Here is a 19,356-nt window from a genome sequence, read left to right as displayed (position 1 = left end):
CCGTCTGTGCGCCGCCAGGGACTCGAACCCCGGACCCGCTGATTAAGAGTCAGCTGCTCTAACCAACTGAGCTAGCGGCGCCTGCTGACGTCGTAGACATTACCAGGAGGTTCCGCGGAACTAAAAATCGATATCCGCAGCTCGGGCCGCCCGGACGAAGGCCCACAGCAGGGCCTCGGGTCCCGGCAGCCAGGGCCTGCGCGCGTCGGGGGCCACCAGCCAGCGGGACGGGCCCGGGACGGCCGCGAGCGGCGGCACCGTGACGGCGTCGCCGAGCCCGTGGCACAGCGGCGCCGCAACGGTACGGGAGCCTCCCCACTCCTCCCACGCCAGCAGGGCGGGGAGCCGGTGGGCCGTCCCGGTGGCGGCGAAGAGCAGCATCCGGCCCCGGTGCACGGCGACCGGCCCGCAGCCGGGGCCTTCGGCCCAGAGCAGGTCCAGGATCCGGCGCCCGAACACGGCCGGGACGTTGACTACGTCGAAGGCGCTCCCGCAGGGCAGCACCGCGGGCGCGGTGGGCCGGGCCTCCCAGGCCGCCAGGGTGGCCCCCGGCCGCGCGCAGGCGGAGGCGAGCCAGGCGGCGCCCTGCGGGGTGACGTGGGCGGCGGATGCGGTGCGTACGTCGGGGAGGGCGGGGCGTCCGGGGGCCGTCGTCAGCGTCGTCATGCTCCAGGTCTACCCGGCGTAACGTTCCGGTCTCCGGGAGTTACCGGAATCCGGGACACGGCGGGCACCGCTGGGGTATGTTGCGCCCCGCATATGCCAGCCGCGCCCGCTCAGGCTTCCGGGCCCGCGTCGCGCCGGAGGGACTCGCCGAACTCGATCATCTTGCGGGCGTAGTCCTCGGTCCACTCCGCCTGCTCCGCGATGAGCGCCGGCGAGAGCCGGTCGAACCGCCGGGGGTCCGCCAGCTGCGCCGCCGCCAGCGCCTGGAACTCCACCGCCCGCTCCTGCGCGGCCCGGAAGGCCAGCGTCAGCTCGGTCGCACGGGCCAGCAGCTCGCGAGGGTCCTCGATCGACTCCAGGTCGAAGAAGTGCTCCGGATCCGTGGCGGCCTCGGAGGGCTCGAAGAGCAGTGGTGCGGGCCGAAGCCTCCGCTCGGTCCGCTCGGGCTCTGCCATGCCTGTCCTCCTGCTGCGCGTGCGTTGCTGCCGGGCCACCGTCCATTGTCCAACGCCCCGCAAGACCGCACCGGGACGGGGCTCACACGGTGACGGCCTCGGCGGCGGGCTCCGCCGCCGCCAGCTCCGCCACGTCGTCGAGTACGCCGGCCAGCTCCTGCGCGAGGCCCGCGGGCGCCTCGAAGCCCTCGGGTCCGACCAGGCCCCCGATGCCGGGGACCGCGACGGACCGCCCGGCGGGCCGCATGCCGACCCGGGTGAGCACCGGCAGCAGCATCTCGGCGGCCGGGGCGCCGCCCGTGACGCCGCCGCTGTAGCTGACGATGCCGACCGGCTTGCCCTGCCACTCGCGGTAGAGGAAGTCGATCGCGTTCTTGAACGGTGCGGTGAAGCCGCCGTTGTACATCGGCATGACGAAGAGGAAGGCGTCCGCCGCGTCGACCAGCGCGCTCCACTCCCGGGTGTGCTGGTGGGCGTAGACGCCGCTGGCGGCGTTCTCGGGCTCGTCCAGGAACGGCAGCGCGATCTCGGCGAGGTCGACGGGGGTGACCTCGAAGCCGCCGCGGGCGCGGGCCTGCTCGGCGACCCACTGGGCGAGGGGGCGGCCGGAGGAGGTGGGGCGGGTGGCGGCGGAGAGGACGTGCAGACGGGTCACGGTGGGGACTCCCGGTCATCGGTGCGTGAAATTGTTGACGTGTCACCTATAGAACCGGGGCGTGCGTGACGTGTCAACCATCTAGGTGATGTGTCACCGACCTGGCTACAGTGCTGACATGACCCCCCCATCCGGGCCCCGCTGGCTCAGCGAGGCCGAGCAGGACGCCTGGTACGCCTGGCGGCGGATGTTCCCGCTGGTCAACGCGGGGATCGCGCGGGACCTCGGGCAGGACAGCGGCCTCTCCGAAGCGGACTACGACGTCCTGTCGGTGCTCGGCTCCGCGGACGGCCACCGCATGCGGATCAGCGCACTCGCGGTCCTCCTGCACTGGTCGCGCAGCCGGCTGTCCCACCAGCTCACCCGCATGGAACAGCGCGGGATCGTGCGCCGCGAGGAGGTCGCCGGGGACGGCCGGGGCGCGGAGGTGGTCCTCACCGGGGCGGGGGTGGACACCATCACGGCTGCGGCCCCGCTCCACGTGGAGTCCGTACGCCGCCACCTGATCGACGTCCTGACGCCGGACCAGCTCCGCACCCTGGCCGAGGTCGGCGAGGTACTCCGCGAACGTCTGGGCGCCGAGCGCAAGCGCGGCTAGGGCCGCCAGCGCACCCGGTGTTCCGCCAGGTGGGCCAGGACCGCGTGGTTCGCCTCCCAGCCGTCCGGGAACTTCACCGTCACGCCCAGCTGCACCGGCTCCGTCGAGGGGTGGTCGTCCAGGAGCTCCGCTATGCCCGCCCGGGCCACCACCACACAGGCGTGCCGGTGCCGCGAGGCCAGCACGCACAGGCGGCCCGTCTCCAGGTGGAAGGCCGTCGCGTCGGGCCGGCCCGACAGCGGGTGCAGGATCACCGTGAGGTCGTACTCCCGCCCCTGGAGGCGGTTCGCGGTGTCCACCGTGACCCCGGTGACCCCGTGCACGGCCAGCGCGGCCCGGATCGCGGACGCCTGGTCGCGGTGCGCGGTGCCCACCGCGACGCGGTCCGCGGTCAGCGGCGACGGCCCCGCCGACTGCTCGTCGGAGGTCACCGCCCCGCGGTCCAGGGCCCGGCGGACCACCAGCGCCACGGCCGCCACCGCCTCCGGGTCGGTGCGCGGGGTGTGCCGCGCGGGCAGCTCCAGCAGGCCCCAGCCCGACTCGGCGGCCTCGTCCAGCACCCGGTCCGGCCCCGACCCGTCCGAGGGGACCCCGTACGACAGCCGCCGCTCGCCCGGGCCCGTACCGCTGCGGAACTGCGTGTACGGGTAGAACGCCCGGGAGACCAGCGGCGCGGCCGTCGCCGGGAGCCGCCACGACACCGGCAGCCGGTGCTGCGGCAGCTGCGGGTTGTGCGCCAGCAGGGTGCTGACCGCGGAGGCGGAGGGGTCGTACGACAAGCCGGCCCACTGCTCGGCGCCCACCACGCTGAAGGGGTCCAGCTGCCCCGGGTCGCCCACGAACAGCGCCCGCTCGAACAGCCCGGCCACGGCCAGCAGCGCGTCGGACCGCATCTGGTACGCCTCGTCGACGATGGCGTGCTCCCAGGGCTCCGCGTCCTTGACGTACGCCCACTTCGCCGCCGTGGAGATGGTGATCGGCAGCTCCGCGAGGTCCCCCGGCTTGGCGGAGAGCGTGACCGAGGGCAGCTCGCGCAGCGCGGGGTCGTACGCGTCGCCCTCGCTGCTGTGCAGGCGGCCGACCTTCAGCTCCGGATCCTTGTCGGCGAGCCGCAGCACCAGGTCGTCGACCTGGGCGTTGGTCTGCGCCACCACCATCAGCCGGCGCCCGGCCGCGGCCAGCTCGCGGGCCGCCCGGACGACGAGCGTGGACTTGCCGGCCCCGGGCGGGGAGTCGACGACCACGCCCCGCTCGGTCCCGTGCAGGGTGTCGCGCAGGATGGCGGCGGTCGCCTCGGCGGCCGCGGCCCCCGGGTCGAAGGAGTTCACAGCACGTCCTCGTCGGTCACGGCGTCGGGCAGCACGGGGGCGGTCAGGTGTCCCGGCGGGCCGCCGTGGGTCCACGGGGTCCGCTCCGGGTCGGGCAGCTTCGGGCCGCCGCGCGCGTCGTGCTCGAAGAGCGTCCAGCACACCCGGTCGCCCTTCTCCGGCACCGAGCCCGGCTCCGGCTCCCGGCCACGGCCCATCTTGTCCAGGAGCCGCAGCACGAGCCGCCCGTCCTCCTCGAAGCGTACGAACACCGCGCTCTGCGGACGACCGTCCAGCGAGCGGTAGACCTTCCCGCCGCCGCCCTCCGAGAGCTGCGGACGGTCCTCGGTCGCCACCGTCACCAGCGGGCGCGGGCTCGGCCGCTTCGACTCCGTCCACTCCATCACCACCTCGGTGACCTCACCGGCGAAGGCCTCGCCCCCGAGCCGCCGGCCCGCCATCACCAGCGGATCGTCCAGCGCCTCCTGGGCGTCGAGCCGCACCTGCTCGGTCTCCCGCGTGGCCAGCTTCTGCGCCGCCGTCACCGCGTCGTCGCGGCGCGGCTGCGGCGGCTCGCCCGCCCGCACCCGGTCCCGGTGGCCGGTGTACGACCAGCGGTCGCGGGTCCAGCGCTCCTCGGCGCGCTCGCCGGGCGGCAGGGTGCGCAGCAGGTCGATCGCCTCCCACGTCCTCCACCAGGTGCTCGACATCTGCTCCACGACGAGGCGGCGCACGGCTTGTTCGGCGATCCGCACGTCGCGGTCGTCCTCCCCGGGCCCGGCCGCCAGGGCCGCGCGCGCCGCGTCGTAGCGGGCGATCGCCGGAGCGAGCAGCTTGTTGTCGAAGGCCGGGTCGGTGGCCGGACCGGCCGGCGGGCACAGCAGCTGGCCGTCCTGGTCGCGGCCCAGCTCCGTCCGCAGGGCCGCCTCGGCCCCCGACACGCCCCCGGGCGGGTCGATCCAGGCGAGCAGCGCACCCAGGTGCTGGTCCTCCAGGTTGCTCTGGCCGCTCGCCCAGTGCCGCCCGAGCAGCTCCGTCGCCGACAGGAGCATCGAGGAGCCCGGGACCCGCGCCCGCTCGCCGAGGTGCGTGAACCAGCGGCCCAGCAGCGGCACCTTCGGCGGCGCCGGATACGGATTCTCCGGATCCTCCTCGGCCGTCCGGCGGAACCGCATCGACCGGCCCAGCAGGCGCACGTACTCGATGCCCGCCCGGCTCGGCACGATCAGCTGCGGCGCGTCCCGGCACAGCTCGGCCTCGACCTTGACCTTCTTGCCCGTCTCCGGGTCGGTCTCGGTGCGCTCGGCCGGCTCCACGTCGTCCGCGTAGGAGTCGATGTGGGCCAGGACGTGGACCGCGAGGTCCGCGAGGAACTCCCAGCGCAGGGCCCGGTCGCGCGGCTGGGGTATCACGAACACCCGGGGCTCGTGCCGGTCGGTGCCGACCAGCGCGCCCAGCGGGGCCCCGGCCTCACCGGCGGTGGTCAGCGGCACGAGGACCAGCGGGGTCTCGGACAGGTGGCGGTGCCGCACGGTCGCGAGCGGCTGCGCGCGGCCCGCGCGGACCGCCTCCAGCCGGGCCAGGGTGTTCAGCAGGGGCATTCGGGGGTCTCCGGGGCGGGGTACGGCGGAAGGGCTGCGGCCAGTTCCAGCGCCTCGGCGCGCAGCCGGGCCGCCCGGTGCAGCGCGGCGGCCGTCGGGTCGTCGGCGCGGCCGGCGCCGGAGGCCGCCGCCAGGGCCTGCTCGACGGTGGTCAGCGCGCCCAGCTCGCCCCGTACGGAACGGCCCAGCGCGGTCACCTCGTCGGCGGCGCGGGCCCGGTCCCGGCAGTGGAAGGCCAGCTCGCAGGCGGCCAGGCACTCGGGGGCGTAGGAGGCGTCCACCGCGGCCACGGCGTCGGCCAGCTCCTCGGCGGTGCGCGCCGGGTCGAAGCTGAGCCCCTCGGGCAGCGCGGCGGCCAGCTCCTCGACCCGGGTCAGCCGCTCCAGCTGGCGCCGGGTCACGGAGCGCTCGCGGCGGACGTCGACGGGCGAGGCGGTGGGCAGGTTGGAGAAGTCCTTGGGGCAGACCAGCAGCACGGTGTGCCCGACCTCGGCGCCGGGCAGCTTCTCCGCGGTCTTCTCCAGGGCCAGGACGTAGACGGCGGCCTGGCGGGCGGCGGCGCCCACCTTCGCGGCGTCGGCGGCCCCGTCGATCATCGGGAACGACTTGATCTCCACCACGGTCCAGCGGCCGTCGGGATGCACGACGACGGCGTCCGGCTCCAGGTAGGCGGGGGTGCCCGCGACCTCCAGGGCCAGCATCGGGTGGTCCAGCAGCGTCCACGCCCCCGTGTCCCGGCCGGCGGCGGTGGCCTCGCGCAGGGCGAGCGCGGTCCGCGCGGCGCGGCCCTCGGGCCCGGCGGCGGTCAGGTCGGGGACGAAGGCGCCCGCACCGGGGGGCTCGGTCCCGGCGCCGAGGTGCGCGTGGACCAGGCGCAGCAGCTCGGCCCCGCCGTCGGCCTTGACCTTGGCCTCGAAGGAGTTCCCGCGGACGATGGCGAACTGGGACTGCCCGAAGGGCGCGGGGGAGCCGAGGGCCGATGCGAGGGCCGTCTTGTCCACGCCGGCCCCGTCGAGCAGGGCGCGTCTGCCGCAGCCCGGGTTGGCGGCGAGCGCGGCCAGGGCCCGGGCGTCGAGCGGGCGGGGCGGCACGGCCGGGCCGCGCAGGCCGGCGAGCCGCTGCCGCAGGGTCGTCTGCGGGGCGCTGCGGGGCGGGTAGGAGCTCACCCGCGGAAGTGTCCCATCCGCCACTGACAATCGTGCACTTACGGCGGAAACGGGCCGGGGAGGGCCGTGGGCGAGGCCGTCGTTCAGGTGTTGGATGATGTACGGACGACGGAATCGCCGTAAAACCGCATGAAAATATATGTAACGGGAGAATTCATGGCCCCCCGCATCCTGCTGGCCCGCCACGGCCAGACGGCGTGGTCCCAGCTCGGCAAGCACACCGGACGCACGGACGTGCCCCTGCTGGAGGAGGGCAAGCGGGGTGCCAAGCTGCTCGGCGAGCGGCTGGCCCGGGACCCGTGGAAGGGGCTGCCCGGCCTGGAGGTCCGCACCAGCCCGCTGGTCCGCGCGAGCGAGAGCTGCGAGCTCGCGGGCTTCGGCGTCCGGGCGGAACCGTGGGACGCGCTGATGGAGTGGGACTACGGCGACTACGAGGGCATGACCCCGGCCGAGATCCAGGCGGTCCGCCCCGGCTGGCTGATCTGGCGCGACGGGGTGCCGGGCGGCGAGTCCGTCGCCGACGTCGCGGCCCGCGCGGACGAGGTGGTCGCCTGGGCCCGCTCGGCGGAGCGGGACGTCCTGGTCTTCGCCCACGGGCACATCCTGCGCACCCTGGCCGCCCGCTGGCTCGGCTTCGAGGCCTCCTTCGGCGCCCGCATCCGCCTGGAACCCACCTCGCTGTCGGTGCTCGGCTGGGCCTACGGCGCCCCCGCGCTCGAGCGCTGGAACGACACGGGGCACCTGGACGCCTAGTGCCGTGGCCGGCCGGAGGGTGGCATGGATCCGGCCGTTTCGTCGAAAAGACCGTCTCCGTAAGGGAGTTGTCTCGCTGTGTGACTGCGAGGATGGGTCCATGACGATTACTTCCGTGGTGCTGCGGCGGCGCGTGGACGATCTCGGTCAGGCCCTGGACTTCTACGTACGGTTGACCGGCCAGCCCGCGACCCGGTTCGGGTTCGCCGGCCTGGACCTGGCCAGCGTCGGGCCGTTCCTGCTGTTCAGCGGGCCCGACGCGGTCGCCGAGCGGTTCGCGGGCGTGGCGGCCACGCTCGCCGTGGCCGACCTCGACGCCGCGGTCGCGCACTGCGCGGCCTCCGGGGGCGAGGTGATCGCCGCCCCCGCCGCCACGCCCAACGGGCGCCGGGCGGTGGTGCGCCATCCCGAGGGCGGGGTCTACGAGTACCTCGGCGCCTGAGCCGGGGCGGCCGGGCCGGACGGCGGGGTGCCGGCTCGGACGGCCGCGCGCGGGCCCGGCTCAGACGGCCGCGTGCCGGCTCAGGAAGGCACCCACGCGCGGGGCGCGCTGGTGCGGGATCAAGGTGCGGGCCGTGTCGGAGAGCAGGGAGCGCACCCGCGTGGAGTGCACCTCGGCCAGCAGGTCCAGCACCCGGACCCCCGCCCAGGCGGCCTCGTCGGGAGCCCCCGCGCGCGCCAGGTCGCCGGCCAGCTCGGCGGTGTAGAGGGCCACGTTCCGGGCGAAGTGCGGATCCTGCAGGTCGGCGGCCCGGCGGGCGTGCCGGGCGGCGCGGGCGTGCTCGCCGAGCGTCGCCCAGCACCTGGCCTCCAGGGACTCCAGCTCGGCCTCGCCGAAGAAGGACATCCACTCCGGGTCCGCGTCGGCCGCGCCCCGGGAGAACTCGGTGTGGGCCCGGGTCAGCGCCTCCTCGCAGGCCTTGCGGTCGGCCAGCCCCGCCCAGCCGCCCGCCTCCCGCAGCGCCAGCAGCGACAGCAGCCGCGGGGAACCGAGGGAGCGGGCGGCGCGGCGGCCCGCCTGGGCCGCCCGTACCGCCTCGCGGGAGCGGCCGCAGTCACGGGCCAGGAAGGCCATGTTGCTGAACGCGTGCGCCTCCAGACCGGCGTCCCCCGCCACCCGGGCCGTCGCCAGGGCCTCCGCGTAGTGCGAGCGGGCGTCGTCGAAGCGGCCGGAGTCGTGGGCGAGCCAGCCGACCGAGACGGCCAGTTCCCCGGCGCCCGCGTGCAGCCGGTCCTCGGTGGACTGCCGGGCGGCCCCCGCGTCGAGCAGCGCGTACGCCGCGCGCAGGGGCCCGGCGGCCCTGCGGTACAGCGCGTCGGCCCCGTGCCGGTCGTCCAGCAGCCGGATCTGGCGTACGGCGTCCTCGACGGCCGCCGCCTCGGACTCTCCGGCGCGGGAGGGGAGCCGGCGGGTGTCGCCGAGCAGGGTGAGGCCGAGCGTCGCGGCCGCCACGGTCGCGGAGCCGCCCGCCATGAACGCGCGACGCAGCACGTCGCTCTCCTTGGAACGGGAAGGGGTGGGGTGGGGGGAGCGCGCGGAGGGGTCGCGCAGCGCGGAGCGGCCGCGGACCGCCTCGCGCGGTGAGAAGCCCAGGTCGGCCAGGGTGCGACCGGGGAACATGTGCAGGAAGACCCGCTCGTAGGCGTAGTTCGGGCAGCGGATCTCGCCGGACTCGACCCGGCCGATGTAGCGCGCGTCGCAGGAAACCGTTTCGCCGATCTCCTTCGCGGCCCGGCGCACCAGCGCCGCGAACTCGGCCGGGGAGTGCTGCCCGCGCAGCCGCCGGAACGTGGAGTTGGGTGAGTGGGGGTACGCCGCCATGGACGTGGCCTCTCTGGCAAGGAACGCAGCGCCGGTACGGGAAGCTGTGCGGAGGAGTGGCCCGGCGCGCATGAACGTACCGCCAGTACGGGTCCCTTCATGCGATGTTTGTTTACAAAACGGATATCTCACCCGCGATCTGCCATGAACTGCCATCCTTTGCAGCGTCTTCCCGCCGCACCCGTTGACGTTCCGGGGCGTTGAACCCATGCGGAGTGGGAGGCGACTCCCCACTCCCGGCTCGTACGCGGATCGAGGAGGGGTTCCCTTGGTGGAGGCCGGCATGGAGAGCACTGGAACGAACACCGCGCCCGTGCCCGGTGGGACCGCGACCGTGACGGCGACCTTGACGGCGACCGTGACCGTGGCGGTGGCCGGGAACGACGCCCCGGACCTGGTGACCGTCCCCACCCGGCAGGGGCTGGAAGCGGTGGACATCATCCGCCGCGCCGGCCGGGCCGGCGGGGTGGGGCCCGTCCTGCACGACGGCTCGGGGGACACCCTCGGCTTCCTCGTCCCGCCCGGCACCGCCGATGCCTGGGACCTGCCGGGCAGCGCGTGCACGCAGACCAACGGGCGCGGGATGCGCTTCGGCGACGCGGTCCCGCCCGCCACCGGAGCCACCGGCTGGCTGCTCCCGCCCGATGCCGTCGAGCCGGTCACGGACCCCGCGGTGCTGCGCGAGGCGCTCGGGGAGGCGGCCCGGCTGATCGAGGCCGCCGACAACTGCCGCTGACCGGCCACAATGGGGTGGTGGCAGGCAGAGACAGAGGCAAGGGCCGGAACAAGGGCGAGCAGCAGCGCGGACGCGGCGCCGCCGAGCCGGTCGTCGGACAGGTGGCGGGCGGGCGGGCGGAGCTGGCGCCCGACCGCGAGCGCGCGGACGCCTGGACCCTGCTGGTCGACGGCGCCCCGCAGTCGCACGTGGACCTGGCCGATCCCGGGTACCTGGACTTCGCGTACCAGCGGCGGATCGGCCACCTCATCGACCTCGCCGCCCCCGCCCGGCAACCCCTGAACGTGGTGCACCTGGGCGGCGGCGCCTTCACCCTCGCCCGCTACACCGCCGCCTCCCGCCCCCGCTCCACCCAGCAGATCGTGGAGATCGACGCCGCGCTGGTGGCCTTCGTACGCGAACACCTGCCGCTCGATCCGCAGGCTCGGATCCGGGTCCGCGCGGTGGACGCCCGGGCGGGCCTGGCCAAGGTGCCGGACGGCTGGGCGGACCTGGTCATCGCGGATGTGTTCAGCGGTGCGCGCACTCCGGCGCACCTGACCAGTACCGAGTTCCTGGACGACGTACGCCGTGCCCTCGCGCCCACCGGGTGGTACGTGGCCAATCTCGCGGACGGCCCGCCGCTGGCCCATCTGCGGGGCCAGATCGCGACGGCCGCGTCCCGGTTCGCGGAGCTGGCGCTGGCGGCCGATCCCGTGGTGTGGCGGGGCAAGCGCTTCGGCAACGCGGGCCTGGTGGCCGCGGACCGTGCACTGCCGGTCGCGGAGTTCACCCGCCGGGTCGCGAGCGATCCGCATCCGGGGCGGGTGGAGCACGGCCGGGCCCTGGCGGACTTCACGGGCGGGGCCGCGCCGGTGGCGGACGCCTCGGCGGTGGCCTCGCCGCAGCCGCCGCCGTCCGTCTTCCGCTAGTGCGGTGGCCACAGCACCGGAGGAGGGCCGCGGAGGCCCGGAGGCGCCGCGTCCGACGGCCGCTGACGGCGGCCCGCGACCACCGGGAGGGACCGACAATAAAAAGAGGTCTCCCGACAATCGGTCCTGATGCGTAGTGTGTTGATCCCTAGGAGGCCCGCTCCCTCCTACGACGCGCTCAGGAGACGGCCAACGATGTCTGATTCCCACGCAGCAACCCCGGGTACCCCTTCCCCCAGCACCGCCACGTCCGACTACACACGGCGGCTCGCCCGCCTCGAGCAGTCCGGGATCAAACGGTTGCTGCCCACCCAGGCCCCCTACCGGTGGAACCTGCAGAGGCTGAAGCTCGGCCGGGTCCTCGACATCGGGTGCGGCCTGGGCCGGAACCTGCTCAACTGCGGCCCCGAGAGCGTCGGGGTCGACCACAACCCGCACTCCGTGCAGACCTGCCGCGAGCGGGGGCTGACCGCCTACACTCCCGACCAGCTGGCCGAGGCCCCGGACTGCGGTCCCGGCTCCTTCGACAGCCTGCTGGCCTCGCACGTGCTGGAGCACGTCGACGAGGAGACCGCGGCCTCGCTGCTGGAGCAGTACCTCCCGCTCGTGAAGCCGGGCGGCTCGCTCGTCCTCATCACCCCGCAGGAGGTCGGCTTCCGCTCCGACGCCACCCACATCCGCTGGGTCGGCTTCGAGGAGCTGCGCACCGCGGCGGACCGGGCCGGGGTCGCCGTGCGGCGCACCTACTCGTTCCCCTTCCCCCGCCCGATGGGCAAGGTGTTCCCGTACAACGAGTTCGTGCTGGTGGGGACCGTTCCGGGGGCCACCCGCTAGGGGCTGTCCCTCAGGGGTCGACGATCTCGACGACCGGCGGGTGGTCGTGCCAGGTGCAGAAGACCGACACCTCACGGCCGTCCCGCGTGAAGGTGACCCGGATCCAGTAGTCCTGCTTCCACACCTGCATCCGCCACCCGGCGGCCGGGGTCGCCGAGACCAGCTCGGCCGAGGAGACGCCCAGGTCGAAGACCACCCGGCCGCCCGAGACCGGGTAGGCCTTCACATTGCCCCCGCGCGAGGACGGCTTCGGCGAGGGCTTGGCGGCGGGGGCCCCGGCGGACGGCGACGCGCCGGACGCCGACGCCGGCGCCGATGCCTGCGGGCTCGGCGAGGCGGACGGGGAGGCCTCCGGCGACGGGGGCAGCGAGTTCCGCGTCGAGGACGACAGGGGCTGCGTGGTCAGCGGAACGGCGAGCGGGCGGTCGTAGGCCGTGCCGGACATGACCGTGTGGACGCCCCACCACGACAGCGTCACCGCTGCTCCGGTCGCCAGCGTCCAAGCCATGGCATGTACGAGACCTCGCTGCATCAGGGGACATAGTGCACCACCCGTCACAGAGGTGGCCCGGCACCTCCCCGGGTCGCCCGAATGGACTACGGTGCGGGCCATGGCAAGTGTGCTCGTGGTCGAGGACGACCAGTTCGTACGTTCCGCCCTCATCCGGCACCTGACCGAGGCCTCGCACACCGTGCGGAGCGTCGGCACGGCCCTGGAGGCACTGCGCGAGGTCGCACACCACCGTTTCGACGTGGTCATCCTCGACCTGGGGCTGCCCGACCTCGACGGATCGGAAGCGCTGAAGATGCTGCGCGGCATCACCGACGTGCCGGTGATCATCGCGACGGCGCGCGACGACGAGGCGGAGATCGTCCGGCTGCTCAACGACGGCGCCGACGACTACCTGACCAAACCTTTCTCCGTGGAGCACCTCTCGGCCCGGATGGCCGCCGTCCTGCGCCGCGCCCGCGCCGCCGCCGGGGCCGAGCCGCCCTCGCGCGTGCTGCGCGTCGGCGGGCTGGCCATCGACCCGCTGCGCCGCCAGGCCGAGCTCGACGGGACGGTACTGGACCTCACCCGCCGGGAGTTCGACCTGCTGGCCTTCCTCGCCGGGCGGCCCGGCGTCGTCGTGGCCCGGCGCGAGCTGCTCGCCGAGGTCTGGCAGCAGTCGTACGGGGACGACCAGACCATCGACGTCCACCTCTCCTGGCTGCGCCGCAAGCTCGGCGAGACCGCCGCCCGCCCGCGTTACCTGCACACGCTGCGCGGGGTGGGGGTCAAGCTGGAGCCGCCGCTGTGAGGTGGGCCCTGGTCAAGGTGTGCCTCGCGGTCACCGCGATGGTGGTCGTGGCCTTCGCCGTACCGCTGGGGCTGGTGGTGCGGGAGATGGCCAGCGACCGGGCGTTCTCCAACGCCGAGCGGCAGGCGGCCACCATCGGGCCGACCCTGTCCATCACCACCGACCCGGTGCAGTTGCTCAAGGCCGTGGAGTCCACGCAGATGGGCGCGGCCCGGCGGATGGCCGTCCACGTGCCCGCGATCGGCGACAGCCCGCCCGTGGACATCGGCGAGGGCCGGGCGGGCGCGCACGCCGTGGCGGAGACCCGGCGGATCGGCCGGGCCACGACGGCCTCGGTGCCCGGCGGGGGCTCGGCGCTGCTCCAGCCGACCGCGCTCGGGTCCGGCGACATCGCGGTGGTGGAGGTGTTCGTACCGGAGAGCGAGGTCAGCAACGGGGTCACCACCGCCTGGCTGATCCTTGCGGGCGTCGGGGCGGCGCTGATCGTGGGTTCGGTCGGGGTCGCCGACCGGCTCGGCGCCCGGCTGGTACGGCCGGCCGAGCGGCTCGCGGACGCGGCGCACCAGCTGGGCGAGGGCCGGCTCGGGGCGCGGGTTCCGGAGGACGGCCCGAAGGAACTGCGCTCGGCGGCGGCCGCCTTCAACGCGATGGCGGACCAGGTGGTGGAACTCCTCGCCAACGAACGGGAGCTGGCCGCCGACCTCTCGCACCGCCTGCGCACACCGCTGACGGTGCTGCGGCTCAACGCCGCCTCGCTCGGCGAGGGCCCGGCCGCCGACCAGACCCGCGAGGCCGTGGAGCAGCTGGAACGGGAGGTCGACACGATCATCCGTACGGCCCGCGAACAGCGCCCGCCCGCCGCCGCGGGGGCCGGCGCCGGCTGCGACGCCTCCGAGGTCATCCGCGACCGGATGGCCTTCTGGTCGGCGCTCGCGGAGGACGAGGGCCGCGAGGTGCGGCTCGCGGGAGTGGACCGTACGGTACGGATCCCCGTGGCGCGGCCCGAACTCGCCGCGGCCCTCGACGCCATGCTCGGCAACGTCTTCCGGCACACCCCCGAGGGCACCCCCTTCGCGGTGGACGTCCACGACGCCTCGGACGCGGTCATCGTGCTCGTCTCGGACGCGGGCCCCGGCATCGCCGACCCGGACGCCGCCCTGCGCCGCGGCAACGACGGCGGACGCGACGGCTCGACCGGCCTCGGCCTGGACATCGTGCGCCGGGTCGCGGAGTCGACGGGCGGTGACGTCCGGCTGGGGCGCTCGGTGCTCGGCGGCACCGAGGTACGGGTCTGGATCGGCCTGGACGGCTGGACCCGCGGCGGCGCGGGCGGGGTGCGGGCCCGGCGCGGCCGGCGCAAGCGGCGCAGCAACTGACGTAACGGGGCGGGGGCGGGGGCGCGCCTCGCGGGCGGCGTGTCCGCGGATCGGTACGGTCCGCGGCATGGACACCCTCATCTTCGGCGGCCTCCTCGCCACGTTCATCGCCATGTACCGGGAGTCGCCCCGGATGGTGGTGCTGGGAGCGTGGTGGGTGATGCTGCTGGCCGTGATCCTGCTGATGGCGCACCACATCACCAGCGGCCTCGCCCTGAAACTGAGCTACTGACGGTGGCCGTGATGCACAGCATCCTCCCGGAGGAGGCGCCGACGGGCGGACTTCTGGGGCGGGTCCAGTACTGGTTCGCCTGCGTCTTCGCGATCGGCTGGACGGGCGTGGTCTGCGGCGGCCTCTTCTACCAGTTCGGGCTGTGGGAGTACCCGTGCCCGCTCTGCGTCGTGCAGCGGATGTTCATGCTGCTGGCGGCGATGGGAGCGGCGTACATCGTGCGGACGGCGCTCGCCTACGGCACGGTGACGGGGCGGGACTACATGATGGGCTGGGGCCTGTCCCTGGTCGCCGTGCTCGCCGGTTCCTTCGCTTCCTGGCGGCAGACGATGCTGCACGTCCTGCCGGGGGACAAGGGGTACGGGAGCGAGGTGTTCGGCCTGCACCTGTACGTGTGGGCGTGGATCCTCTTCCAGGCCTCGGTGGTGGCCATCGGCATCGCCCTGGCCTTTGCCCACTCGACGGCGGACCGCTCGGTTCCGGCGGACGGGCCGGGGCTGCCGCGGACGGTGGGGATGTGCGCGCTGGGGTTCCTGGGCCTGGTCATCGCCGTCAACCTCGTGGCCGTGTTCTTCGAGGAGGGCTTCCACTGGTTCCTGCCGGACGACCCGACCCGGTACCAGTTCTTCTACGACGTGGGGATCCTGGGCTAGGGGCTGTGCTGCCGCCGGGCCGCCGCCGCCCCGGACGGTGGAGGAGATGTTGCCGCCCCCGTCGGGGCCGCACAGGGTGGGCGTGACGGAAGGAGTCGGCATGAGAGTCATGCTCCGCGCCCACCTCGACACGGCGGCCAGCAACGAGGGCATCAAGGCCGGGTCCCTGCCCCAGGCCATGAAGACGCTGATGGAGAAGGCCAAGCCCGAGGCCGCCTACTTCGGCCTGCACGAGGGCGTGCGCTCCTGCTGGATGGTCTTCGACCTCCAGGAGAGCTCGCGGCTGCCCGCCCTGGTCGAGAGCCTGTTCCTGGAGTTCAACGCCGAGGTCGAGGTCGCTCCGGTCATGAACGCCGAGGACCTGGCGAAGGGGCTGGCGGGGATGGAGTCCTCGCCGTAGGGGCGTCGCCGGCGGCCGCGTCGCCGGCCGTATCCCTGGCCGCGTCGCCCGAGGCCAGTTCTTCGGCCTGGGCGCGGCCGACCTCGGCGGCGCGGTGCAGGTAGTCGGCGATGACGGCGAGTTCGGCGTCGGAGTAGCCCTCGAGCACGGCGCCGAAGGCCCGGCCGGGGGTGTCCCAGGCCACGGCGATCCGCTCGCGGGCCGCGGGGGGGAGCGAGACCAGGGCGCGGCGGCGGTCGTTCGGGTCGGAGTTCCGCTCGACGATGCCCGCCTTGACCAGCCGGTCGACGAGGCGGGTGGCGGAGCCGGAGGTCAGGCCGGTGAGGCGGGCGATGTCGCCGGTGCTGACCGGTCCGGGCTCCAGGTCGAGGAGGGCGACGCACTGCATGTCGGTGGGGTGCAGTCCGACGTGCTCGGCCATGGCCTGGTTGAAGACGGAGTAGTCGGCGTGGTGGCGCCGGCTCTCCGTGGCGACGCGTGCGAGCAGCTCGGCACGGCTCCACTCATCACCCTTGCGGGGGGACTTCGTTGACATCGGCTTCTCCGCGCTCCAAAGTTGTATGCGTGACGCAGAGACTGTGTAGATCAGAATCTGTGTAGACAGGAATCTGTGTCACGTATTCATTCTATGAAAAGGAGCCGGCCATGTCGATCCTCGTCACCGGTGGCCGCGTCGCCGCCGCCCGCGCCGCCGCCTTCGCCTTGCCCGTCCCCGGCGGGTTACCGCGGTGGGAACGAGCCCGTTCTCGCCAGCCGCGCGTACCAGTGGGCGCTGGAGCGGGGGGTGCGGGTCTGGGTCTCGTAGTCCACGTGGACGATGCCGAAGCGCTTGCTGTAGCCGTAGGACCATTCGAAGTTGTCCAGCAGCGACCAGAGGAAGTAGCCCTTCACCGGGGCGCCGTCCGCCAGGGCGCGGTGCAGGGCGGCGACATGGGCTTCCAGGTAGTCGATCCGCGCCGGGTCGTGGAGGTCGGGGGCGTAGGCCGCGCCGTTCTCGGTGACCAGCAGGGGCAGGTCCGGCGCCTCATGGGCGAAGCGCATCAGCAGGTCGTACAGGCCCGTCGGGTCGATCGACCAGCCCATGTCGGTCCGCTCGCCCGGGGGCTGGTGGAAGGCCACGGTGTCGGCGCCGGGCCACGGGGAGTGGCCCGTGGCCCCGTGACCGTCCGCGCGGGGGCCCGCGCCGGCCGGAGCCGCCGAAACCACCGCCGGGGTGTAGTAGTTGACGCCGAGGTAGTCCAGCGGATGGTGGATCAGCGCCTCGTCGCCGGGGCGGATGAAAGACCAGTCCGTCACGGCGGCGGTGTCCGCGAGGAGGTCCTGCGGATAGGCGCCGTGCAGCAGCGGCCCGGTGAAGATCCGGTTGGCCAGGGCGTCGATGCGGCGCTGCGCGTCCAGGTCGGCTTCGCAGCCGGTCAGCGGCCGCACCGCGCTCGGGTTGAGCGCGATCCCGACCTGCGCCGAGGCGGGCAGGGCGGCGGCGGCCAGGCCGTGGGCCAGGTTGAGGTGGTGGGCGGCGCGCAGGGAGTCGGCGGGGGAGGTGCGGCCCGGCGCGTGGATCCCCGAGGCATAGCCGAGGAAGGCGCTGCACCAGGGCTCGTTGAGGGTGGTCCACAGCTCCACGCGGTCGCCCAGCACCTTCGCGACCTGCTCGGTGTAGGCGCCGAAGGCATAGGCCGTCTCGCGTTCGGGCCAGCCGCCCCCGTTCTCCAGTTCCTGCGGCAGGTCCCAGTGGTACAGGGTCACGCAGGGCTGGATCCCGTGCGAGAGCAGCTCGTCCACCAGGGCGTCGTAGAAGCCGATCCCGCCGGACAGCACCCGCGGCCAGGACACGGAGAAGCGGTAGGCGCCGAGCCCCAGTTCGGCCATCAGTCGTACGTCGTCGCGCCACAGTCGGAGGTGGTCGACCGCCACGTCGCCGGTGTCACCGCCGTGCACCTTCCCCGGCGTACGGCAGAAGGTGTCCCAGATCGAGGGCCCGCGCAGGGCGGCCCCACCCTCGATCTGGAAGGCGGCCGTGGCCGCGCCCCAGAGGAACCCGTCCGGGAAACGCACGTTTTCCCTCGGCACACTCGTCATCCCTTGACAGCTCCCTGCATGATGCCGCCCACGATCTGGCGGCCGAAGAGGAGGAACACCAGCAGCAGCGGGAGCGTGCCCAGCAGCGCGCCCGCCATGATCACCGACTGGTCGGGGATGTATCCCCGGCCCAGCCCGGTCAGGGCCACCTGCACCGTCGGGCTGCCGTTCTGGGTCAGCGCGACGATCGGCCAGAAGAAGTCGTTCCAGGCCATCACGAAGGTCAGCATGGCCAGCACGGCCATCGCCGGCCGGGCGACGGGGAACACCACGTGCCACACGATCCGCAGCGAACTCGCCCCGTCCGTGCGCGCCGCCTCCACCAGTTCCATCGGCAGGGCCTGCGCCAGGTACTGCCGCATGAAGAAGACGCCGAACGCCGACACCAGGGTCGGCAGGATCACCGCCTGCAGCCGGTCGGTCCACGACAGCTCGGCGATCAGCATGTACAGGGGCACCACGCTCAGCTGCGGCGGGATCAGCATCGTCCCGATCACCAGCCCCAGCAGCAGCCTGCTTCCCCGGAAGCGCAACTTGGCGAAGGCGAAGCCCGCCAGGGTGGAGAACACCACCGTCCCCGCGGCGACGGTGCCGGCCACGATCACGGTGTTCAGCAGGGCGGTGCCCATGTTCGCGTCGGTCCACGCGACCTGGAGGTTGCGGCCCAGGTTCCCGCCGAACCAGAACGGCGGCGGGGTCTGCGCGAGGCGGGTATTGCTCCGGGAGGCCGCGATGGCCGTCCAGACGAGGGGGAAGAGCGAACCGACGGTGAACAGGCCCAGCACCAGGTACGTGAGCCTGCCCGCGCGCAGGGATCTCATCGGGAAGCCCCCCGTCCGCGCAGCAGCCGTGCCGCGCCCGCGATGACCAGCAGGATCAGGAACATCGCCCAGGCGATGGCGGAAGCCCGCCCCAGGTGCAGGTTCACCCAGCCCTGCTCGTACAGGTACAGCCCGAGCGTCTGGAACTGGTGCTCCGAGCCGCCCGTCGCGCCCGCCCCGCCGTTGAACAGCAGGGGCTCACCGAACAGCTGGGTCGCCCCGATCGTCGAGACGACACAGGTGAAGAAGATCGTCGGCCGCAGCGAGGGCACCGTCACGTGCAGGAACTGCTGCCAGCGCGAGGCTCCGTCCAGCGCGGCCGACTCGTACAGCTCGCCCGGCACGGCCTGCATCGCCGCCAGGTAGATCAGCGCGTTGTAGCCGGTCCACCGCCAGATCACGATCGTGGAGACCGCCAGCTGGGAGGCGAAGGTGCCGTTCTGCCAGTCCACCGACCCCAGACCGACCGCGGACAGCGCCCAGTTGACCATCCCGTAGTCCCGACCGAAGAGCAGCACGAACACCAGGGTGGCCGCCGCCACCGAGGTCGCGTACGGGGTGAGCACGGCGACCCGGAAGAAGGCCGAGCCGCGCATCTTGTAGTTCAGCAGATGGGCCAGACCGAGCGCGATGGCCAACTGCGGCACCGTGGACAGCAGTCCGATGGTGACGGTGTTGCGCAGGGCGTTCCAGAAGAACTCGTCGTCCCACAACCGGGTGAAGTTCTTCAGCCCCACCCACGTCATGTTGTCCGGATCGGTCAGTTCCACCTGGTGCAGCGCCGCCCAGCCCGTGTACAGCAGCGGGAACAGCCCGAAGGCGGCGAAGAAGAGGAAGAAGGGCGCCACGAAGGCGTACGGGCTCCACCGCAGGTCCCAGCGGTAGCGCCGCGAGCGCCACACCTGGCCCCGGCCGCCCCCTTCCGCCGCCGGCTGCTTGGAGCCGGCGGCGGAAGGGGACAGGACAGCTGTCTCGTCCGTCACCTGAGCC

General features: G+C 73.7%; 22 protein-coding genes, 1 tRNA gene and 1 pseudogene. 11 read left to right on the top strand and 13 right to left on the bottom strand.

Annotation, left to right across the window (positions count from 1 at the left end):
* Nucleotides 1–7: 7 nt before the first annotated feature.
* The 4 genes and pseudogenes from BGK67_RS13930 to BGK67_RS13915 all read right to left on the bottom strand — a co-directional run bounded on the left by BGK67_RS13930 (nt 8) and on the right by BGK67_RS13915 (nt 1,776).
* Nucleotides 8–81 (bottom strand) — tRNA-Lys (locus BGK67_RS13930).
* Nucleotides 72–666 (bottom strand): annotated as a pseudogene (locus tag BGK67_RS13925) (bifunctional DNA primase/polymerase). Before BGK67_RS13925 ends, BGK67_RS13930 begins: the two are co-directional and overlap by 10 nt.
* Before the next feature lie 110 nt (nt 667–776).
* Nucleotides 777–1,121 carry a hypothetical protein gene (locus BGK67_RS13920; RefSeq protein ID WP_069920398.1) on the bottom strand — a complete coding sequence of 115 codons (345 nt, stop codon included), beginning with the start codon at nt 1,119–1,121 and terminating at the stop codon, nt 777–779.
* An 82-nt stretch (nt 1,122–1,203) separates the two neighbouring features.
* A complete protein-coding gene (locus tag BGK67_RS13915; protein ID WP_069920397.1) occupies nt 1,204–1,776 on the bottom strand; it encodes an NADPH-dependent FMN reductase in 573 nt (190 codons plus the stop codon).
* Nucleotides 1,777–1,894: 118 nt separating this feature from the next.
* Between BGK67_RS13915 and BGK67_RS13910 the strand changes: the two genes are divergently transcribed.
* Complete coding sequence (locus tag BGK67_RS13910; RefSeq protein WP_069920396.1) at nt 1,895–2,374, top strand: MarR family winged helix-turn-helix transcriptional regulator; 480 nt, start codon at nt 1,895–1,897, stop codon at nt 2,372–2,374.
* Here BGK67_RS13910 and BGK67_RS13905 read toward each other — a convergent pair.
* Genes BGK67_RS13905 through BGK67_RS13895 form a run of 3 tightly spaced genes read right to left on the bottom strand, consistent with a single transcriptional unit; the run spans nt 2,371 to nt 6,535 of the window.
* On the bottom strand, nt 2,371–3,702 hold the full coding sequence (locus tag BGK67_RS13905; RefSeq protein WP_069920395.1) for an AAA domain-containing protein: 1,332 nt from the start codon (nt 3,700–3,702) through the stop codon (nt 2,371–2,373). The two genes, BGK67_RS13910 and BGK67_RS13905, sit on opposite strands and share 4 nt — an antisense overlap.
* Nucleotides 3,699–5,282, bottom strand: a complete 1,584-nt coding sequence (locus BGK67_RS13900) for a hypothetical protein (RefSeq protein WP_069920394.1) — start codon at nt 5,280–5,282, stop codon at nt 3,699–3,701. The genes BGK67_RS13905 and BGK67_RS13900 overlap by 4 nt, the downstream gene beginning before the upstream one ends.
* A complete protein-coding gene (locus BGK67_RS13895) occupies nt 5,270–6,535 on the bottom strand; it encodes a hypothetical protein (protein ID WP_432215513.1) in 1,266 nt (421 codons plus the stop codon). The genes BGK67_RS13900 and BGK67_RS13895 overlap by 13 nt, the downstream gene beginning before the upstream one ends.
* Nucleotides 6,536–6,604: 69 nt before the next feature.
* Here BGK67_RS13895 and BGK67_RS13890 point away from each other — a divergent pair, with 69 nt between their 5' ends.
* Nucleotides 6,605–7,201 (top strand): histidine phosphatase family protein, encoded by a 597-nt coding sequence (locus BGK67_RS13890; RefSeq protein WP_069920392.1) that lies wholly within the window; start codon nt 6,605–6,607, stop codon nt 7,199–7,201.
* Nucleotides 7,202–7,301: 100 nt separating this feature from the next.
* The gene (locus BGK67_RS13885) at nt 7,302–7,643 is read left to right on the top strand and encodes a VOC family protein (RefSeq protein WP_069920391.1); all 342 of its coding nucleotides are present in this window, start codon (nt 7,302–7,304) and stop codon (nt 7,641–7,643) included.
* A gap of 60 nt (nt 7,644–7,703) precedes the next feature.
* Here BGK67_RS13885 and BGK67_RS13880 read toward each other — a convergent pair whose 3' ends face one another.
* Nucleotides 7,704–9,023, bottom strand: coding sequence for an NsdA family TPR-like regulatory protein (locus BGK67_RS13880; protein ID WP_069920390.1), 1,320 nt, complete (start codon nt 9,021–9,023; stop codon nt 7,704–7,706).
* 283 nt (nt 9,024–9,306) lie between these two features.
* Between BGK67_RS13880 and BGK67_RS13875 the strand changes: the two genes are divergently transcribed.
* From BGK67_RS13875 to BGK67_RS13865, 3 genes are all read left to right on the top strand, one after another.
* On the top strand, nt 9,307–9,759 hold the full coding sequence (locus BGK67_RS13875; protein ID WP_208948694.1) for a hypothetical protein: 453 nt from the start codon (nt 9,307–9,309) through the stop codon (nt 9,757–9,759).
* 17 nt (nt 9,760–9,776) lie between these two features.
* Complete coding sequence (locus BGK67_RS13870; protein ID WP_107488971.1) at nt 9,777–10,670, top strand: spermidine synthase; 894 nt, start codon at nt 9,777–9,779, stop codon at nt 10,668–10,670.
* Between the two features lie 195 nt (nt 10,671–10,865).
* Nucleotides 10,866–11,504 carry a class I SAM-dependent methyltransferase gene (locus BGK67_RS13865; protein ID WP_069920389.1) on the top strand — a complete coding sequence of 213 codons (639 nt, stop codon included), beginning with the start codon at nt 10,866–10,868 and terminating at the stop codon, nt 11,502–11,504.
* Nucleotides 11,505–11,514: 10 nt separating this feature from the next.
* On the opposite strand, the gene BGK67_RS13860 is transcribed toward BGK67_RS13865, so the two are convergent.
* Complete coding sequence (locus tag BGK67_RS13860) at nt 11,515–12,036, bottom strand: hypothetical protein (protein ID WP_069920388.1); 522 nt, start codon at nt 12,034–12,036, stop codon at nt 11,515–11,517.
* Nucleotides 12,037–12,115: 79 nt separating this feature from the next.
* Here BGK67_RS13860 and BGK67_RS13855 point away from each other — a divergent pair, with 79 nt between their 5' ends.
* The 5 genes from BGK67_RS13855 to BGK67_RS13840 all read left to right on the top strand — a co-directional run bounded on the left by BGK67_RS13855 (nt 12,116) and on the right by BGK67_RS13840 (nt 15,466).
* Nucleotides 12,116–12,805: a response regulator transcription factor gene (locus tag BGK67_RS13855; RefSeq protein WP_079154168.1), complete on the top strand. Its 690-nt coding sequence runs from the start codon at nt 12,116–12,118 to the stop codon at nt 12,803–12,805.
* Nucleotides 12,802–14,181 carry a sensor histidine kinase gene (locus BGK67_RS13850; RefSeq protein WP_069920386.1) on the top strand — a complete coding sequence of 460 codons (1,380 nt, stop codon included), beginning with the start codon at nt 12,802–12,804 and terminating at the stop codon, nt 14,179–14,181. The genes BGK67_RS13855 and BGK67_RS13850 overlap by 4 nt, the downstream gene beginning before the upstream one ends.
* A gap of 67 nt (nt 14,182–14,248) precedes the next feature.
* On the top strand, nt 14,249–14,413 hold the full coding sequence (locus BGK67_RS38870; RefSeq protein WP_167739572.1) for a DUF5993 family protein: 165 nt from the start codon (nt 14,249–14,251) through the stop codon (nt 14,411–14,413).
* 11 nt (nt 14,414–14,424) lie between these two features.
* Entirely contained in the window at nt 14,425–15,066 is a 642-nt protein-coding gene (locus BGK67_RS13845) for a disulfide bond formation protein B (protein WP_069923839.1), read from the top strand.
* Between the two features lie 100 nt (nt 15,067–15,166).
* Nucleotides 15,167–15,466 (top strand): hypothetical protein, encoded by a 300-nt coding sequence (locus BGK67_RS13840; protein WP_069920385.1) that lies wholly within the window; start codon nt 15,167–15,169, stop codon nt 15,464–15,466.
* On the opposite strand, the gene BGK67_RS13835 is transcribed toward BGK67_RS13840, so the two are convergent.
* The 4 genes from BGK67_RS13835 to BGK67_RS13820 form a co-directional block, all read right to left on the bottom strand.
* Nucleotides 15,411–16,001 carry a MarR family winged helix-turn-helix transcriptional regulator gene (locus BGK67_RS13835; protein ID WP_069920384.1) on the bottom strand — a complete coding sequence of 197 codons (591 nt, stop codon included), beginning with the start codon at nt 15,999–16,001 and terminating at the stop codon, nt 15,411–15,413. The genes BGK67_RS13840 and BGK67_RS13835 overlap by 56 nt on opposite strands.
* Before the next feature lie 185 nt (nt 16,002–16,186).
* A complete protein-coding gene (locus tag BGK67_RS13830) occupies nt 16,187–17,545 on the bottom strand; it encodes a GH1 family beta-glucosidase (RefSeq protein ID WP_069920383.1) in 1,359 nt (452 codons plus the stop codon).
* Nucleotides 17,542–18,366, bottom strand: coding sequence for a carbohydrate ABC transporter permease (locus tag BGK67_RS13825; protein WP_069920382.1), 825 nt, complete (start codon nt 18,364–18,366; stop codon nt 17,542–17,544). The genes BGK67_RS13830 and BGK67_RS13825 overlap by 4 nt, the downstream gene beginning before the upstream one ends.
* Entirely contained in the window at nt 18,363–19,349 is a 987-nt protein-coding gene (locus BGK67_RS13820) for a carbohydrate ABC transporter permease (protein ID WP_069920381.1), read from the bottom strand. The genes BGK67_RS13825 and BGK67_RS13820 overlap by 4 nt, the downstream gene beginning before the upstream one ends.
* Nucleotides 19,350–19,356 lie beyond the last annotated feature (7 nt).

The sequence above is a fragment of the Streptomyces subrutilus genome, from assembly GCF_001746425.1.
In the GTDB taxonomy this organism is placed as follows: Bacteria; Actinomycetota; Actinomycetes; order Streptomycetales; family Streptomycetaceae; genus Streptomyces; species Streptomyces subrutilus_A.
The sequence above is the reverse complement of the archived record's forward strand: the minus strand, read 5'-3'. Positions and strand labels throughout refer to the sequence as shown.

What these genes read in the sequence shown, in the direction of transcription:
- BGK67_RS13920 (WP_069920398.1), bottom strand. Translation starts at nt 1,121, where the DNA reads ATGGCAGAGCCCGAGCGGACCGAGCGGAGGCTTCGGCCCGCACCACTG.
- BGK67_RS13910 (WP_069920396.1), top strand. Translation starts at nt 1,895, where the DNA reads ATGACCCCCCCATCCGGGCCCCGCTGGCTCAGCGAGGCCGAGCAGGAC.
- BGK67_RS13900 (WP_069920394.1), bottom strand. Translation starts at nt 5,282, where the DNA reads ATGCCCCTGCTGAACACCCTGGCCCGGCTGGAGGCGGTCCGCGCGGGC.
- BGK67_RS13890 (WP_069920392.1), top strand. Translation starts at nt 6,605, where the DNA reads ATGGCCCCCCGCATCCTGCTGGCCCGCCACGGCCAGACGGCGTGGTCC.
- BGK67_RS13885 (WP_069920391.1), top strand. Translation starts at nt 7,302, where the DNA reads ATGACGATTACTTCCGTGGTGCTGCGGCGGCGCGTGGACGATCTCGGT.
- BGK67_RS13880 (WP_069920390.1), bottom strand. Translation starts at nt 9,023, where the DNA reads ATGGCGGCGTACCCCCACTCACCCAACTCCACGTTCCGGCGGCTGCGC.
- BGK67_RS13875 (WP_208948694.1), top strand. Translation starts at nt 9,307, where the DNA reads ATGGAGAGCACTGGAACGAACACCGCGCCCGTGCCCGGTGGGACCGCG.
- BGK67_RS13865 (WP_069920389.1), top strand. Translation starts at nt 10,866, where the DNA reads ATGTCTGATTCCCACGCAGCAACCCCGGGTACCCCTTCCCCCAGCACC.
- BGK67_RS13860 (WP_069920388.1), bottom strand. Translation starts at nt 12,036, where the DNA reads ATGCAGCGAGGTCTCGTACATGCCATGGCTTGGACGCTGGCGACCGGA.
- BGK67_RS13855 (WP_079154168.1), top strand. Translation starts at nt 12,116, where the DNA reads ATGGCAAGTGTGCTCGTGGTCGAGGACGACCAGTTCGTACGTTCCGCC.
- BGK67_RS38870 (WP_167739572.1), top strand. Translation starts at nt 14,249, where the DNA reads ATGGACACCCTCATCTTCGGCGGCCTCCTCGCCACGTTCATCGCCATG.
- BGK67_RS13845 (WP_069923839.1), top strand. Translation starts at nt 14,425, where the DNA reads ATGCACAGCATCCTCCCGGAGGAGGCGCCGACGGGCGGACTTCTGGGG.
- BGK67_RS13840 (WP_069920385.1), top strand. Translation starts at nt 15,167, where the DNA reads ATGAGAGTCATGCTCCGCGCCCACCTCGACACGGCGGCCAGCAACGAG.
- BGK67_RS13835 (WP_069920384.1), bottom strand. Translation starts at nt 16,001, where the DNA reads ATGTCAACGAAGTCCCCCCGCAAGGGTGATGAGTGGAGCCGTGCCGAG.
- BGK67_RS13830 (WP_069920383.1), bottom strand. Translation starts at nt 17,545, where the DNA reads ATGACGAGTGTGCCGAGGGAAAACGTGCGTTTCCCGGACGGGTTCCTC.
- BGK67_RS13825 (WP_069920382.1), bottom strand. Translation starts at nt 18,366, where the DNA reads ATGAGATCCCTGCGCGCGGGCAGGCTCACGTACCTGGTGCTGGGCCTG.